Here is a 15,772-nt window from a genome sequence, read left to right as displayed (position 1 = left end):
TTCAGAACATCAAGTGTTCTGTGCGTACAATCATTGACATACCAGAAGTCAGCTGTACACGAACGCCATCTTTGGTGATTTCCAGTACAGTGGCGTCCATTGCGTTGTTACCCGCTTTGACTTTCAGAGACTGGCCAACGCTCAGCTCAGAAATGTCAGATACCGGGGTAAGACGCTCTTCACGTGCTGGACGTGGTGCTTTTGCCGCCGCAGGTTTAGCAGCTGGACGCGGTTTATTCGCGCCAGCCTCTTTGCGTGGGGCAGCTGGACGCGGTTTGCGCTCACGACGTGGGGCATCAACCGGCTCACCTGCCGCAATGGCAGCTTCACGTTTTTTAGCCTGCTGTTCTGCACGCTGTGCCTGCACACGGGCCTTCGCTTCTTCAAGCTGCTGACGCGCGTGAGTCACATGCTGCTCATCCAGCTCGCCGCACGGGTTTCCGTCGAGATCAACACGGGTTGCACCCGCTTTGATGCCGTACAGATAGCGCCAGCTGGACGTATAAAGACGTAAGGCGGAACGAAGCTGGGTTTTGCTGAGGTTCATTTCACCCTCAACGCGTGTTACCAGATCCTGAAAAATACCAATTTTCAGTGGGCGTGCTTCACCTTCAGCGCTGAAACACTGTGGGAATCGTTCGGCCAGAAATGCGATAACTTCTTTACTGCTATTCAACTTAGGTTGATTTTCCATGAAATTTCCTGATTACAACGGACGTAGCCAACATACCGCGGGCATGAACAGGCGTCATTATAATGACGCCATCGGTAAATGCTACGTTATCCGTTGATTATCCTGCGACAGGCTGAAAGTATTTGTGATAATCGGTGGCCGCAAGCAGCTTTTCAAGGTGATCAACCAGCTCACGGAGCCCCTGTTCATCTTCAGTACTGAAGCGGGAATACTCTGGGCTGTCGATATCCAGCACGCCGATAATTTTTCCGTTAACCACCAGAGGGAGCACGATTTCGGAGTTGCTTGCCGCGTCACAGGCGATATGACCGGCAAAGGCGTGGACGTCTTCCACACGCTGTACGCGATTTTCCGACACCGCCGTGCCGCAAACGCCACGACCGACCGGGATACGAACGCAGGCAATTTTGCCCTGGAACGGACCCAGAACCAGCGTTTCGCCCTCGAGCAGATAAAAACCGGCCCAGTTAACGTCGGTCAGACGCTCATACAACAGCGCGCTGGTATTAGAGAGTGTGGCTAAAAAACTGGTTTCACCTGCCATTAATGCCTGAAAATCACGGTTAAGATCCGCGTAAAACTCTGATTCGCTCATTATTCAATCACTTATTGTACTTAATTCGAAGCCGGTCAGTGCCGACGCATAGCCTAATAAAATAAGCATTAAATGCGTTCGGGCTCAAGATGAATCCGTTCATAGGTTAAGATAGAGTTATACATTCATTTCAAAAGCTAATAAATGGCACTAAGAGCTTCTCAAATCTCGCCGGGCAAAAAAATCACCGTCCATGCGATTGGAAACCCACTGACGTCTGTGGAGTATCACCGCTGTCCGCAGTGTGACACGCTTTTTACCCTGCCCGTGGTCAAAGCGTCACAAAGCGCATATTGCCCTCGCTGCGACGCAAAAATTCGTGACGGGCGCGACTGGTCTTTAACACGCCTGGCGGCAATGGCGGTGACCATGCTGCTGCTGATGCCTTTTGCATGGAGCGAACCGCTGTTGCGTTTGCATCTGCTCGGCGTGCGTATCGACGCCAACCTGTTGCAGGGTATCTGGCAGATGACCGATCAGGGCGACCCTATCCCTGCCGCGATGGTGCTATTTTGCAGCGTCGGTGCGCCGCTGGTACTGGTTATCGCCATCGCCTATTTGTGGCTGGGTAATATTCTCGGCATGAATCTTCGCCCAGTTCTGCTGATGCTCGAAAAACTCAAAGAATGGGTGATGCTCGATATCTACCTGGTTGGTGTGGGTGTGGCGTCCATTAAGGTTCAGGATTACGCGTTTCTCCAGCCGGGTGTTGGCCTGATAGCATTCATCTCGCTGGTGCTGCTGAGTATTCTGACGCTCATCCACCTCAATGTGGAACAGCTGTGGGACCGCTTTTACCCGCAGCGCCCTGCCCAACGAGCGGACCCGGGTTTGCAGGTTTGTCTGGGTTGCCACCACACCGGGTTCGCAGATTCCCGCGGGCGTTGCCGCCGTTGCCATATTCCGCTGCGCCACCGCCGGGCTAACAGCCTACAAAAGTGCTGGGCCGCGCTGATTGCCTCGATGATTTTCCTGCTTCCCGCGAACCTGTTGCCTATCTCCATCATTTATGTGAACGGCGCGCGTCAGGAAGACACCATTCTTTCCGGCATCATCTCGCTCGGCAGCAGCAACATTCCGGTGGCGGCCGTGGTTTTCATTGCCAGTATCCTTGTGCCCTTTACCAAAGTGCTGGTGATGCTTACCCTGTTGATATCAATTCACTTCAAATGTGAACAAGGGCTCAGAACCCGAATACTTCTGTTGCGCTTTGTCACCTGGATTGGTCGCTGGTCGATGCTCGATTTGTTCGTCATCTCGCTGATGATGTCACTTATCAATCGCGATCAGTTACTTGCTTTTACAATGGGACCCGCTGCGTTTTATTTCGGTGCTGCGGTAATATTGACTATTCTTGCTGTTGAATGGCTGGACAGCCGCTTACTTTGGGATGCACATGAGTCAGGAAACGCCCGCTTCACCGACTGAAGCGAGAATTAAAACAAAACGCCGTATTTCCCCTTTCTGGCTGCTGCCGGTAATCGCCCTGCTCATTGCTGGCTGGCTTATCTGGAACAGTTTTGAAGATCGTGGCACAACGGTCACTATCGATTTCATCTCAGCCGACGGTATTGTCCCCGGCCGCACCCCTGTTCGTTATCAGGGCGTCGAGGTGGGAACCGTTCAGGAAATTAGCCTGGCCAAAAATCTCAATCACATTGAGGTCAAAGCCAGCATCAAAGGCGACATGAAAGATGCGCTGCGGGAAGAAACGCAGTTCTGGCTCGTCACGCCTAAGGCGTCGCTGGCAGGCGTGTCCGGTCTGGATGCGCTGGTCGGCGGGAACTATATCGGCATGATGCCCGGTAAAGGTGAGAAGAAAGATCACTTTACCGCACTGGATACCCAGCCGAAATATCGCCTGAACAATGGCGAACTGATGATCCATCTTCACGCTCCGGATTTAGGCTCGCTCAATAGCGGCTCGCTGGTGTACTTCCGCAAAATCCCGGTCGGGCGCGTGTATGACTACGCGATTAACGCCAATAAGCAGGGTGTCACCATTGATATCCTGATCGACCGCCGCTTTACCAATCTGGTGAAAAAAGGCAGCCGTTTCTGGAATGTCTCCGGTATTAAAGCCGACGTTGGGCTGAGCGGGGCGAAAGTCCAGCTTGAAAGCCTGGCGGCGCTGGTGAATGGCGCGATTGCTTTTGACTCACCGGAAGATTCGAAAACCGCAACTCAGAACGATGAGTTTGGACTGTACGCCGATTTGGCCCACAGCCAACGTGGGGTAATCGTCAAACTGGACCTGCCGGACGGCACGGGTCTGAAAGCCGGTTCGACGGCGTTGATGTATCAGGGCCTGGAAGTCGGACAGCTGACCAAACTGGACCTCAATCCTGGCGGGGCGGTGAGCGGTGAAATGACCGTCGATCCGAGCGTGGTGAATTTGCTGCGCGACAAAACCCGTATCGAGCTACGTAACCCGAAACTGTCGCTTGAGAATACCAATCTCAGCGCCTTGCTCACTGGCAGCACTTTTGAACTGGTACCCGGCGAAGGCGAACCGCGCAAACATTTCGTGGTCGTCCCTGCCGATAAAACACTGTTGCAGGAACCAGGCGTTGCCACGCTCACCCTGAATGCGCCAGAATCTTACGGCGTCGAGGCCGGGCAGCCCATTATTCTGCACGGCATTAAAATTGGTCAGGTGCTTGAACGCACGCTGAACAATAAAGGGGTTTCCTTCTCCATCGCCATCGATCCGCAATATCGCGACCTGGTCCACGGCGACAGCAAATTCGTGGTCAACAGCCGCGTGGACGTCAAAGTTGGGCTCGACGGTATTGAATTCCTCGGTGCCAGCGCCAGCGAATGGCTCAGCGGCGGCATTCGCATTCTACCGGGTGAAAAAGGCCCGATGAAGCAGAACTACCCACTGTTTGCCAATCTTGAAAAAGCGATTGAAAACAGTCTGGGCGAACTGCCAACGACAACGATGACGCTGACCGCCGACACCTTGCCGGACGTCCAGGCCGGTTCTGTCGTGCTGTACCGTAAATTTGAAGTCGGGGAAGTGATCACTGTTCGCCCACGCGCGAATGCGTTTGATATCGAGCTGCACGTCAAACCGGAATACCGTAAGCTTCTGACGCAAAACAGTGTGTTCTGGGCCGAAGGCGGAGCAAAAGTGCAGCTAAACGGCAGCGGGCTGACGGTTCAGGCCGCCCCACTCTCCCGTGCGCTGCGCGGCGCTATCAGCTTCGACAATCTGAGCGGCGCAGGTGCTGGCGCACGTAAAGGCGATAAACGTATTCTGTATCCTTCCGAGACTGCGGCCCGCGCGGTGGGTGGTCAAATTACCCTGCACACCTTCGATGCCGGGAAGCTTGCCGAAGGGATGCCGATTCGCTATCTGGGCATTGATATCGGCCAGATCCAGACCCTGACGCTGATTACTGCCCGCAACGAAGTGCAGGCGAAAGCGGTGCTGTATCCGGAATACGTGAACACCTTTGCCCGTAGCGGCACCCGCTTCTCGGTAGTCACACCTCAGATATCCGCGGCAGGCGTTGAGCACCTGGATACCATCCTGCAGCCGTACATTAACGTTGAACCCGGCCGCGGCAGCAATCCACGCCGCGATTTTGAGTTGCAGGAAGCGACCATCACCGACTCCCGTTACCTCGACGGCCTGAGCATCATCGTCGAAGCGCCGGAAGCCGGATCGCTGAGCATCGGCACACCGGTTCTGTTCCGCGGCATTGAAGTGGGTACGGTGACCGGCCTGCATCTGGGTTCGCTCTCAGACCGCGTGATGGTGGGCCTGCGTATCAGCCAGCGTTATCAGCATCTGGTGCGCAATAACTCGGTATTCTGGCTGGCATCAGGCTACAGCCTCGATTTCGGTATCATCGGCGGCGTCGTGAAAACCGGGACCTTCAATCAGTTCATTCGCGGCGGCATAGCCTTTGCCACGCCGCCAGGCACCCCGCTCGCGCCGAAAGCGCAGGAAAATAAACACTTCCTGTTGCAGGACGCAGAACCAAAAGAGTGGCGTGAATGGGGCACCGCGCTGCCACGCTAAACCCGAAGCGACTCCGGCTGTAAGAAGCCGGAGTCGCTGTGCTAAACTGCGCACCCGTTTATGAATCTGGTGCGTTTAGTGGCTTATCTTCCTGACTCCTTTCTTGAGGTGATGCGTGCAGCAATGCCGACTCATCTCTCCTTCGACGATTTCATCGCCGCCTGCCAGCGCCCGCTGCGCCGCAGTATCCGTGTTAACACACTCAAAATTTCTGTCCCGGATTTTCTGCAGCTGGTTGCCCCTTATGGCTGGCAACTCACGCCTATACCGTGGTGCGAAGAAGGTTTCTGGATTGAACGCGAAGACGAAGATGCCCTGCCGCTCGGCAGCACGGCCGAACACCTGAGCGGCCTGTTTTACATTCAGGAAGCGAGCTCGATGCTGCCGGTCACGGCGCTGTTTGCTGGTGACAATCATCCTCAACGGGTGATGGACGTTGCCGCCGCACCGGGTTCAAAAACGACGCAGATTGCCGCGCGAATGGGGAACCAAGGCGCTATTTTAGCCAACGAATTTTCCGCCAGCCGGGTTAAAGTACTGCACGCCAATATCAGCCGCTGCGGGATCAACAACGTTGCCCTCACCCATTTTGATGGCCGGGTATTCGGCGCCGCGCTGCCAGAATCCTTCGACGCCATTTTGCTCGACGCCCCTTGCTCCGGCGAAGGCGTGGTGCGCAAAGATCCCGATGCGCTGAAGAACTGGTCCCAGGAAAGCAATCTCGACATAGCCCAGACCCAACGCGAGCTCATCGACAGCGCGTTTCATGCGCTGCGCCCCGGCGGCACGCTGGTGTATTCCACCTGCACGCTGAACCGTGACGAAAACGAGGACGTGTTGAGCTGGTTACTGGCCCGCTATCCGCAGGCGGTCGAAATCATGCCGCTCGACACACTATTCGACGGTGCAACCCAGGCCCTGACGCCGGAAGGTTTCCTGCACGTCTTCCCGCAGATTTTCGATTGCGAAGGATTCTTTGTCGCACGGCTGAAAAAAACCGCGGCCATTGAAGCCCTGCCCGCACCGGGCTACAAAGTCGGCAAGTTCCCCTTCCTGCCGATGCGAACCCGTGAGTCTTTGGCGGTGAAACAGGCTGCTGCCGCCGTGGGTTTGCATTGGGAAGACAATCTGAATCTCTGGCAGCGCGATAAAGAGATTTGGCTGTTCCCGGCAGAGATTGAGCCGTTGCTGGGCAAGGTCCGTTTTTCCCGCATCGGCCTGCGTCTGGCCGAGACTTTCAATAAAGGGTTCCGCTGGCAGCACGAAGCCGTTATCGCTCTGGCGGGCGAGAAAAGTGCACGCTTCGAACTGACGCAGGCGGAAGCCGAAGAGTGGTATCGCGGACGGGATGTCTGGCCGGAAACGCCACCCGCGCGCGATGATGTTATCGTGACCTTTCAGGGACATCCGTTGGGCCTGGCAAAAAAAGTCGGTTCGCGCATCAAGAATAGCTATCCACGTGAACTGGTCCGGGATGGCAAATTGTTCGCTGGCAAAGCGTAACGCTGAGCCAAAATTAAGCACGTTCTGACTGGCAAAATGCTCGCCCTTGTCTACGCTAAAAAATGGGAAGACCTAACTGGTCATACCACAACGAAGCAGATAACCGGAGAGCATTATGACCAAAACCAGCGTACGAATCGGCGCCTTTGAAATTGATGACGGCGAGCTGCATGGCGAGCAGCAAGGGGAGCGAACGTTAAGCATTCCCTGTAAATCTGACCCTGATTTATGCATGCAACTCGATGCCTGGGATGCCGAAACCAGCGTTCCCGCCATTCTCGATGGGGAACACTCTGTTCTATACCGCAAACACTATGACAGTAAGTCCGATGCCTGGGTCATGCGCTTAGCCTGATTCAAAAGGAACCCGCCCAATTTTAGGCGGGTTATTTATTTTCGCATTTCGCTTATTTCTCTTACACTTAAGGCAACGCGCAAGAGTGTGAGGATGCGATGTTCGCTCTGGTTTTGTTTATTTGTTATCTCGATGGCGGCTGCGAAGACATTGTGGTGGACGTCTATAACACCGAGCCGCAGTGCGTACGGGCTATGGACGCGCAGCGAATAAGGCAAGGCGGTTGCTTCCCGGTTGAGGATTTTATTGACGGTTTCTGGCGTCCGGCGCAGGAATACAGCGATTTGTAACTACTGAAGCTGGACCAGCGTCAGCTCACCGCCAAATACTGCACCGGTATCGATGTAATGCTGATTGAGCACATCATAACGGTGCTTTAAGGGCGTGTGCCCAAACCAGAAGTGATCCGCGCCATCAATATGAGAATGATTCCCTGCCAGATGGTCGCTCAGCCGCTGACGGTCCCACAGTACGCGATGCCAGTCGACGTCCTGTTGCCACTGATAATGCGCGGCCGGATAATCGGCATGAGCCACGACATGCACACCTGAATCGGTGTCCACTTCGATGACATACGGCAGTTCATGACAGGCCTGTAGTAGACGTTGGGCCTCAGCCTGCTCATTCACCGTACAGTGTTCGAACCACGCTCCCCCATTCAATTCCCACAGCGATAATTGCTGATGCTCAAGCGCGTCCATCGCCATTTGTTCGTGATTTCCACGAATAGCGAAAAACCATTTTTGATGAATAAGCTCGAGACATTTGAGACTGTCGGGTCCCCGATCAATCAGGTCGCCAACGGAGATGAGTACATCCTGATAAGGATTAAATTCGTGGGCCCGGAGTTTAGGCATCAGCAAATTAAAGCAACCATGCAGGTCGCCAATGAGCCATATATGCCGCCAGGCTTTGCCGTCAATGTGTTGATACATAGCGTTGCCCCCTAGTTTAAGTATAGGGGATACACGGATTGCCTTACGCTTTTTGTAAAACGTAAATCAAGTATAAACGAACGCGGAATAAAGTCTGTGCGTGCATTAAGATTAACCGCACCGGCCGTTAGAATAGCCTCAGAACAATGATGAGGTTATTATCATGTCGGACAACCCCCTGAACTCCGCCTATTCACCTGAACCGCGCTCGCATCTTATTTCTGAACTGGTCAGCGGCAAACTTGCCCCTTCGCCAATCTGGAAAAAAGCGGACTACCGTCTGAAGTTTTTGCTGCGTACGATGATTTTTTATCGCTCAACCCGACTGATGCTCGACACTCTCGGCCAGCGCCCAGACTTCATGCGTCTGTTGAACGCGCAGGTCACACTGCCCAGCAAAACCCATCGCCAGTATCTGGCGCGGGGTTTGTCGTCAACGCAGCGTGCGCAAGCGATTGTCGGCCATTATCAGTTTATCGACTCGCTTAAAGGCACCCGACTCGCCGCAGCATTAACCGCCACCGAGCCTACGGAGCTGCTGAGCTTTGAGGGCAAAGACGGTGCCCAGTTTACGCTGTACGCCTCCTGCGCGCACAAGGCCGAACGTGAAGGCGAAAGCACACTGTGGTTTTGCGGCGCCGACGATACGGTTCTGGCCAGCACAACATTCAGCGTTGCCCGGAGCCATGACGGCTGGGAGCTGATCGTCGGTGGTCTGCAGGGACCCCGTCGCAACGTCTCTCATGACGTCATTAAGCACGCCACCCGCGCCTGTTATGGGCTGTTCCCGAAACGTATTCTGGTTGAATGCTTTGGCCTGATGGCCGGAGAGTGCGGGATAACCACACTCTCCGGCGTCAGTGATAATGGCCACGTATTCCGCGCCCTGCGTTATCGTTTCAGCAAAGGCCGTCATTTCCATGCCAGCTACGACGAGTTTTGGGCATCGTTAGACGGCGTTAAACGCGACGCATTCCGGTGGCAGCTACCGCTGGCGCAAGAACGTAAATCTCTGGAAGACATTGCCAGCAAAAAACGCGCAGAGTACCGCCGCCGTTTTGCGCTGCTCGACGAGATGGCAGCCCAGTTCAACGCGCTTTTCCCGCGCGCGTAAGCGCAACTGCGTTGGCCTCTGCTGTACACATTGGCAGAGGCTTTCTCGCATCACAATTGCACAAGCCCCTGATGTTTCGCTATCATCATGAGGTATTCCTCTGATACCTCGCTGGCGGTACTTCCTGGCTATGAGCAAAATCGAAATTGCCCTGACAATTCTCGTTCTGGTTTTACTTGGGCTGGGCATCTGGTTCATTTTGAGCGATCAAATTTGGGTGCTGGTCAGCTATCTTGAAACCCTTCTCTATCCCGATATCGTCACGCCTGAATAATCCCTTTGGTTTCGCATATTCAAAATTAAACAAGATGGCATTTGAATCAAACCACCGTGATGCATACCATTCTGAGCGAAACATAGCGCGGCGGGCTGCTTCTTCCTGACAGCACGTGGCATTACGTTTCAGGTCTGACTGACTCCACATCCCTGGACGCGCAACTTTCAGACCAAACCACCTCGCGGCGCTGCATATCCCTGTAAAGCCGTAAAAGTGAGTCCGAAAATATAATATTCATTGCAAGCTTTTCCCCTTTGCCCTGCGAAGCGAAGGGGTTTTTTTTATGCTTTTTTCGCCTATATATGTCCCCTCCCTGCTGACATAACGACGTAACTCGCGGTCGCGAGGATCTGCATTTTTCGTGTAAAAAAAATGTTAAGACCGATTTTGATGTGATATAAAAGAAAACAGGTTGGTCGTGGAAGTGTGGGAAATTTTCAGGCCGATGCTGTAAGTTGCTGATATCACTTGCAGATAAAAAGAGACCGAATACGATTCCTGTATTCGGTCCAGGGAAATGGCTCTTGGGAGAGAGCCGTGCGCTAAAAGTTGGCATTAATGCAGGCTAAAGTCGCCTTGCCCTTTAAGAATAGATGACCATGCCAGGTTTTCCAGTCCGCGACAAAAGTGGTCAGAAAAAAACCGTGAGCAAAGCGTCACAAAAAGCAAAAACCGCAAGCTTTCGTCAGAGAAACTTGCGGTTTTTTATTGTCTGTCAATCAGTTAACGTTGCGTCTTAGCAAAGCTTTTCAGCGCGGGCGATAAACGGCGCCAGGCTCATTTTTTGATCCAAATGCTCAGGATCGTCGACCTGGATCACAGAAATCGGCTGGGCGTTGGTCTTCCCTTCCTTCACTTCCTGCTCGGCAACGGCATTTAACGGATATTGCATCAGCGTGCTGGGGTTAATGGCATATAGCGCATTGCCCGGACGGCAGGTCAACATCACCTCTTCACGATTAAATGCCCACTGTTCTTTACCCATCTCAAAACGACTGACGGTGATAATTTGCGGTGCCGCCAGGGCGGTTCCAGTTGTTGCCAGTAACAACATTGATAAAACGAGTTTTTTCATGATTCTGCCACTTAATTCAGAACGGTTCCCAGGTTGCGAAGAGGCTTACCGCCGCCAGCACCAGAGCCCCTAAAATCATTTCCGCCTGCGTCGTGCGCACAAACAGCCGCTGTATGTGCTGTCTGTCTGTCGCCATTCGCGGCACCAGAACATACCTGTTCACCAGGGCGATTACCACCATCAGCGCCACGAACGCACATTTCACCAACAGCAGACGTCCATAGGCCGTATCCGTCACCAGCTGCCCCTGAATCAACCAGGCGTTAGCCAGCCCGCTCAGGATCACCCCAATGACCGCCAGATGGCCCCAACGAGAAAAACGCATCATGGTATTGATGGCCGAGGTGCGCCAAGGGCCATTCGCCAGGCGCAGGCAATAAAGAAACGGCAGCAGGCCACCAAACCAGGCCCCCGCGCACAGAAGATGCACGCCGTGATTCATCCGCTGCAACGCGCCAATGATGCCATCGCGCATTGCCGCGTGCCCTACACCCGCCATAAGTAAAAACTGTGCGATGCACAGAATCAGCAACAGCGGTGCCAGCCGATGCGGTTTCAGGCAGACGACAATCAGCGCAATCCACGTCAGCAGAATTTGCCACAGCCAGACGCTACCAAAACGCGTACCCGCCACGGCGAGCCAGACCTCAGGTTGCAGGACATCGCCCCAGCCGTTGCCCATTTGTCCGCCCTGCAGCATCAGCATTAACGTTGCCGTTATAGCGTTCACCAGCAACGCGACGCGCAGAAACGGCAGGAAGCGTTGCATCATCAACCGACGCAGCTGGGGCGTTGCCCACCAGGCACCATACAGCACGCAGCCGAAGGCGAGCATGACGGCAATGAAATGCAGGCCTCGCAGCCCGACATAGACCGACGCCAGCACGGTTATTTCACGCTGAAATGGTACTGGCCTTTGGTTTTGTGACCGTCCACCGACACCACGTGCCAGTCAACGGTGTAATCGCCGGGTTTGAGAGATTGCTCGACCGGGACGATAAGCTGGGTGTTGTCTTTTTCATTGAGCTTCACTGCGCCAACAGGTATCTGCGCCTGCTGTGGGCCCGTCAGCGTGATGCCACTGAATTTTACCTCAACCCCTTCCGAGAAATTGAGAGTCAGCGCCTGGGGAGCCGCCGTAACTTGGGCATCAGCCGCAGGATATTGATGTTTAAGATGGGCGTGGGCGAAGGCCGCGGAAGTGGTTAAAACGCAGGTCAGGAAAACACCGGTGCGCAGCGCGCGGGAGGCGATACGGTTCATTCTCTACATTCCCTTTTGTTATATATCTGTGGGAGAGAATAACCTCGTATAATGTTTACGTCGAGATTCACCGCCGTTGGTCTTGCTATTTCGCGACACTCTTAGTACTTTCAGCCCCGATATCAGAAGGAGCCCAAGATGAACACCAATCTGGCAAAACTTCCCCAGGACGAGATGGACAAAATTAACGTCGATTTGGCCGCCGCCGGGGTTGCATTTAAAGAGCGCTACAATATGCCTATCGTGGCTGAAGTGGTGGAGCGTGAACAGCCGACGCACCTTCGCGACTGGTTCCGCGAGCGCCTGATCGCGCATCGACTAGCGTCGGTAAACTTGTCCCGCCTGCCATACGAACCGAAACAAAAGTAAGACTTACTCACTGTTACACTTCCTTACACTGCCGCGGCTACAATCTTGAGAAGATTCTCATGTGTGACTCAGGGACTCTGAGTCAAGAAAAGTGATAAGGAAGCCACTATGCCTGCATGGACGATTGCTGCTGCACAGTACACGGCACGCAACAGGAGCGTTGCGGAAAATATTGACCATCATCTACGTTTTATCGAAGCGGCGGCGAAGCTGACCTGCCAGCTGATTGTGTTCCCGGAAATGTCGTTGACGGGACCGGACACCGATTCTCCCCTTCCCCCCTGTCCCACCAATGAACTCCTGCAACCGCTTTGCGCTGCGGCGAAACGTCACGGGATGACTATCATTGCGGGTTTACCGGTCGACATGAACGGCGAACGTCAAAAGGGTGTAGCCATTTTTGTGCCCGGTGCGTCCTCACCGCTCACGATGCATCAGGGACAAGGCACCTGTCTGACGCCACTGACGCAACACATCAGCGTGCTGGCCCCCGAAGCGGGCGCTATCGAACTCGATCCGAATGCCTCACTGCTGGCCACCGGAACCTGTACCTGCGAATTTCAGCAACAACAGTCGGTGCAGCGGCTTCAGCGCCTGGCCCACCGCTACGCTATCGCAGTATTAAAATCTAACTATTCCGTGGGTAGCGCGCTGTGGGATGAAAACGGTCAATTAATCGTGCGCGCCGACAGCGGGGACCTTTTGTTGACCGGTCGCAAATACGAAGGCGGCTGGGAAGGCGACATTATTCCGCTGCGCGAAAGCCTCTGTTGACGAAAGCCTCTGTGGCGCATAACCTGCCTCTTTTCAGCCGGGAGAGCACAATGTTACGCGTTATCGATACGGAAACCTGCGGTTTACAGGGAGGCGTGGTTGAAATCGCCTCGGTGGACATCGTTGACGGCAAGATAACTAATCCCATGAGCCATCTCGTGCGCCCGGACAGACCGATTAGCCCACAGGCGATGGCCATCCATCGCATCACCGAAGAGATGGTCGCTGATAAGCCGTGGATTGAGGACGTTGTACCGCATTATCAGGGCAGCACCTGGTACGTGGCGCACAACGCCAGCTTTGACCGCCGCGTATTGCCTGAAATGAACGGCGAGTGGATTTGCACCATGAAGCTTGCCCGCCGCCTGTGGCCGGGCATCAAGTACAGCAATATGGCGCTCTACAAATCCCGCAAGCTGAGCGTGACCACCCCGCCCGGTCTGCATCATCACCGGGCGTTGTATGACTGCTACATTACCGCCGCATTGCTGATTGATATTATGAACGTCTCCGGCTGGACCGCCGATCAGATGGCCGACATCACCGGGCGTCCGGCGCTGATGACCACTTTCACCTTCGGCAAATACCGTGGGAAGCCGGTGTCAGAAGTGGCCGAGAAAGATCCCGGCTACCTCCGCTGGTTGTTCAATAATCTCAATTCGATGAGCCCGGAACTGCGCTTAACCCTCAAGCACTGGCTGGGCGAATAACTATCGTGTTGCCTGGCCCGGCAGCGTACCCTGGGCCAGCGCAATCAGGAATGTAAACTCCAGCGCCACACCCTCATAGCTTTTGAATCGCCCCGACTTCCCGCCGTGCCCGGAATCCATATCGGTACAAAGCAGCAGCAGATTATCGTCAGTTTTCAGCTCTCTGAGCTTCGCCACCCATTTGGCCGGTTCCCAGTATTGCACCTGAGAATCGTGCAACCCGGTGGTGACCAGCAGGTGCGGATAGGCTTGTTTCCCGACGTTGTCATAAGGGCTGTAGCCTTTCATGTAATGATAATACTCAGGCTCCTGCGGGTTGCCCCACTCCTCAAACTCGCCGGTCGTCAGCGGGATCGACTCATCGAGCATCGTCGTCACCACATCGACGAATGGCACCTGAGCAATCACCCCGTGGAACAGCTCTGGACGCTGATTGACAACGGTGCCCATCAGCATTCCGCCTGCGCTGCCGCCCATTCCATAACAAAGCTCAGGATTGCCGTAGCCCTGCGCCAGCAGCGCATCGCAAACATCAAGATAATCGTTGAAAGTGTTGTTCTTTAGCAGGAACTTGCCGTCTTCATACCACTGCTGGCCTAATTCGCCGCCGCCGCGAATATGAGCGATGGCAAACACGAACCCACGGTCAAGCAGGCTCAGACGGCTGCTGCTGAAATCAGCGTCCATGCTGGCGCCGTATGAGCCGTAGCCGTACACCAACAACGGATTATTCCCTTTGCGGAAATGCTCGCGATGATAAACCAGCGAAACCGGCACTTCAGCGCCATCCCGCGCTTTAACCCACAGATGCTCGCTGCGATAGCGACTGGCATCAAAGCCCTTCACTTCCTGCTGCTTCAGCACCTTCCGTTCGCCAGTATCCATATTCAGCTCAAACAACGTGTCCGGCGTTGTCATCGAGGAATAACCGTAACGCAGGCGCGCGGTATCGGGCTCTGGGTTATACGCCAGCCAGGTCACATACGCCGGATCGTCAAACGCAATCCCGGTGGATTCCCGGGTTTTACGATTGATCTGCCGCAGGCTGGTCAGGCCGTGCTGACGCTCTTCGACCACCAGCCAGTCGGTAAACAGGGTAAAGCCTTCGAGCATCACTTCAGCGCGCGGAGGGATCAGCGCTTCCCAGCGGTTTTCGTCGCGGACGGGCGAGCGGTAAAGCCCAAAGTTTTTACCTTCACGGTTGGAGCGCAGATAAAAATTATGCTGGAAATGATCAACGCTGTATTCGTGATCTTTGCGGCGCGGCAGGAAGCGCAGCGGCTGAGCATCAGGCAGTTCAGCATCCAGAAGCAGCACTTCACTGGTGGTGGCGCTGGCCAGATGAATAATCACGTAATGCTTCGAACTGGTTTTGTGCAGGCTGACGTAGAAAGTGTCGTCCTGCTCTTCGTACACCAGTTCGTCGGCGCTGACCGGCATACCTACGGTGTGGCGCCACACCTGATGCGGCAACAGCGTCGTCGGATGTTTTCGTACGTAGTACAGCGTTTGCGAATCATTGCCCCAGACGAAGCCCGGCTCGACGTTTTCCAGCGTCTCAGGATACCAGTTATCGTTTTCCAGGCTGCGGATACGCAGGCCGTACTGGCGGCGCGAGAGATAGTCTTCCGTCAGCGCCATCAGCGCGTTATCTGGCGAAACACCTAACCCGCCGAGGGTATAAAACTCGCTGTGCGCCGCGCGCTGATTGCCGTCGAGCAGCACTTCCCAGTCGTCCCACTCTTCTTTCTGCACCGACTGGCGCTGATAAATGGCGTACTCGCAGCCCGGCTCGTAAATTTGCCGGTAGCGGTAGCCATTTTTGCTGTAGGGCGCAGAGACTTCGCGCTGCGGAATGCGATCGACAATCTCTTTGAGGATTTTATCCTGCAGGTTTTGCTGCAACGCCATGACCTCGCGGCCATAGTCGTTTTCCTGCTTGAGGTAGTCGAGCACCGCGGGCTGCGTGCGGTCGTCGTCACGCAGCCAGTAGTAGTTGTCGACCCGGGTATCACCATGAAGCGTCATGGTGTGGGGAATGCGTTTTGCTTTTGGTGGCATGTCGTTGTTCTTCT

17 protein-coding genes are annotated in these 15,772 nt (G+C 54.6%); 10 read left to right on the top strand and 7 right to left on the bottom strand.

Annotated features, from left to right (window positions below):
- Position 1 precedes the first annotated feature (1 nt).
- Complete coding sequence (proQ, locus tag A8O29_RS09350; RefSeq protein WP_125353818.1) at positions 2–694, bottom strand: RNA chaperone ProQ; 693 nt, start codon at positions 692–694, stop codon at positions 2–4.
- A 97-nt stretch (positions 695–791) separates the two neighbouring features.
- On the bottom strand, positions 792–1,289 hold the full coding sequence (locus A8O29_RS09345) for a GAF domain-containing protein (protein ID WP_125353817.1): 498 nt from the start codon (positions 1,287–1,289) through the stop codon (positions 792–794).
- Positions 1,290–1,433: 144 nt separating this feature from the next.
- On the opposite strand from A8O29_RS09345, the gene yebS reads away from it, so the two are divergent.
- The 5 genes from yebS (at position 1,434) to A8O29_RS09320 (ending at position 7,470) form a co-directional block, all read left to right on the top strand.
- Entirely contained in the window at positions 1,434–2,717 is a 1,284-nt protein-coding gene (gene yebS, locus A8O29_RS09340) for a membrane integrity lipid transport subunit YebS (protein ID WP_125353816.1), read from the top strand.
- Positions 2,686–5,322: a PqiB family protein gene (locus A8O29_RS09335; RefSeq protein ID WP_125353815.1), complete on the top strand. Its 2,637-nt coding sequence runs from the start codon at positions 2,686–2,688 to the stop codon at positions 5,320–5,322. The genes yebS and A8O29_RS09335 overlap by 32 nt, the downstream gene beginning before the upstream one ends.
- A 111-nt stretch (positions 5,323–5,433) precedes the next feature.
- Positions 5,434–6,825: a 16S rRNA (cytosine(1407)-C(5))-methyltransferase RsmF gene (gene rsmF, locus A8O29_RS09330; RefSeq protein ID WP_246316668.1), complete on the top strand. Its 1,392-nt coding sequence runs from the start codon at positions 5,434–5,436 to the stop codon at positions 6,823–6,825.
- 115 nt (positions 6,826–6,940) lie between these two features.
- Entirely contained in the window at positions 6,941–7,180 is a 240-nt protein-coding gene (locus A8O29_RS09325) for a YebV family protein (RefSeq protein ID WP_110512237.1), read from the top strand.
- Between the two features lie 98 nt (positions 7,181–7,278).
- Positions 7,279–7,470, top strand: a complete 192-nt coding sequence (locus A8O29_RS09320; protein ID WP_125353813.1) for a YdfD/YebW family protein — start codon at positions 7,279–7,281, stop codon at positions 7,468–7,470.
- Here A8O29_RS09320 and pphA read toward each other — a convergent pair whose 3' ends face one another.
- Positions 7,471–8,115 (bottom strand): protein-serine/threonine phosphatase, encoded by a 645-nt coding sequence (pphA, locus tag A8O29_RS09315; protein WP_125353812.1) that lies wholly within the window; start codon positions 8,113–8,115, stop codon positions 7,471–7,473. It abuts the gene before it with no gap.
- Between the two features lie 163 nt (positions 8,116–8,278).
- Between pphA and A8O29_RS09310 the strand changes: the two genes are divergently transcribed.
- Together A8O29_RS09310 and A8O29_RS09305 are read left to right on the top strand one after the other, a co-directional pair.
- A complete protein-coding gene (locus A8O29_RS09310; RefSeq protein ID WP_125353811.1) occupies positions 8,279–9,229 on the top strand; it encodes a VirK/YbjX family protein in 951 nt (316 codons plus the stop codon).
- 130 nt (positions 9,230–9,359) lie between these two features.
- Positions 9,360–9,503, top strand: coding sequence for an Ecr family regulatory small membrane protein (locus tag A8O29_RS09305; RefSeq protein WP_148098776.1), 144 nt, complete (start codon positions 9,360–9,362; stop codon positions 9,501–9,503).
- A gap of 739 nt (positions 9,504–10,242) precedes the next feature.
- Here the strand turns inward: A8O29_RS09305 and A8O29_RS09300 are convergent.
- Genes A8O29_RS09300 through yobA form a run of 3 tightly spaced genes read right to left on the bottom strand, consistent with a single transcriptional unit; the run spans position 10,243 to position 11,844 of the window.
- Positions 10,243–10,581 carry a YebY family protein gene (locus A8O29_RS09300; RefSeq protein ID WP_168713849.1) on the bottom strand — a complete coding sequence of 113 codons (339 nt, stop codon included), beginning with the start codon at positions 10,579–10,581 and terminating at the stop codon, positions 10,243–10,245.
- Positions 10,582–10,597: 16 nt separating this feature from the next.
- Entirely contained in the window at positions 10,598–11,467 is an 870-nt protein-coding gene (copD, locus tag A8O29_RS09295; protein ID WP_125353809.1) for a copper homeostasis membrane protein CopD, read from the bottom strand.
- A 2-nt stretch (positions 11,468–11,469) separates the two neighbouring features.
- A complete protein-coding gene (gene yobA / locus A8O29_RS09290; protein ID WP_110512245.1) occupies positions 11,470–11,844 on the bottom strand; it encodes a CopC domain-containing protein YobA in 375 nt (124 codons plus the stop codon).
- 138 nt (positions 11,845–11,982) lie between these two features.
- Here yobA and A8O29_RS09285 point away from each other — a divergent pair, with 138 nt between their 5' ends.
- The 3 genes from A8O29_RS09285 (at position 11,983) to exoX (ending at position 13,697) form a co-directional block, all read left to right on the top strand.
- On the top strand, positions 11,983–12,213 hold the full coding sequence (locus A8O29_RS09285; RefSeq protein WP_110512246.1) for a DNA polymerase III subunit theta: 231 nt from the start codon (positions 11,983–11,985) through the stop codon (positions 12,211–12,213).
- A gap of 108 nt (positions 12,214–12,321) precedes the next feature.
- On the top strand, positions 12,322–12,987 hold the full coding sequence (locus A8O29_RS09280) for a carbon-nitrogen hydrolase family protein (RefSeq protein ID WP_125353808.1): 666 nt from the start codon (positions 12,322–12,324) through the stop codon (positions 12,985–12,987).
- A 50-nt stretch (positions 12,988–13,037) separates the two neighbouring features.
- Positions 13,038–13,697 (top strand): exodeoxyribonuclease X, encoded by a 660-nt coding sequence (exoX, locus tag A8O29_RS09275; RefSeq protein ID WP_125353807.1) that lies wholly within the window; start codon positions 13,038–13,040, stop codon positions 13,695–13,697.
- On the opposite strand, the gene ptrB is transcribed toward exoX, so the two are convergent.
- The gene (ptrB, locus tag A8O29_RS09270; protein ID WP_125353806.1) at positions 13,698–15,758 is read right to left on the bottom strand and encodes an oligopeptidase B; all 2,061 of its coding nucleotides are present in this window, start codon (positions 15,756–15,758) and stop codon (positions 13,698–13,700) included.
- Positions 15,759–15,772: the final 14 nt, after the last annotated feature.

Origin of the sequence: Scandinavium goeteborgense (genome assembly GCF_003935895.2) — a bacterium.
GTDB lineage: Bacteria > Pseudomonadota > Gammaproteobacteria > Enterobacterales > Enterobacteriaceae > Scandinavium > Scandinavium goeteborgense.
This window is presented reverse-complemented; position numbering and strand designations above follow the sequence as displayed.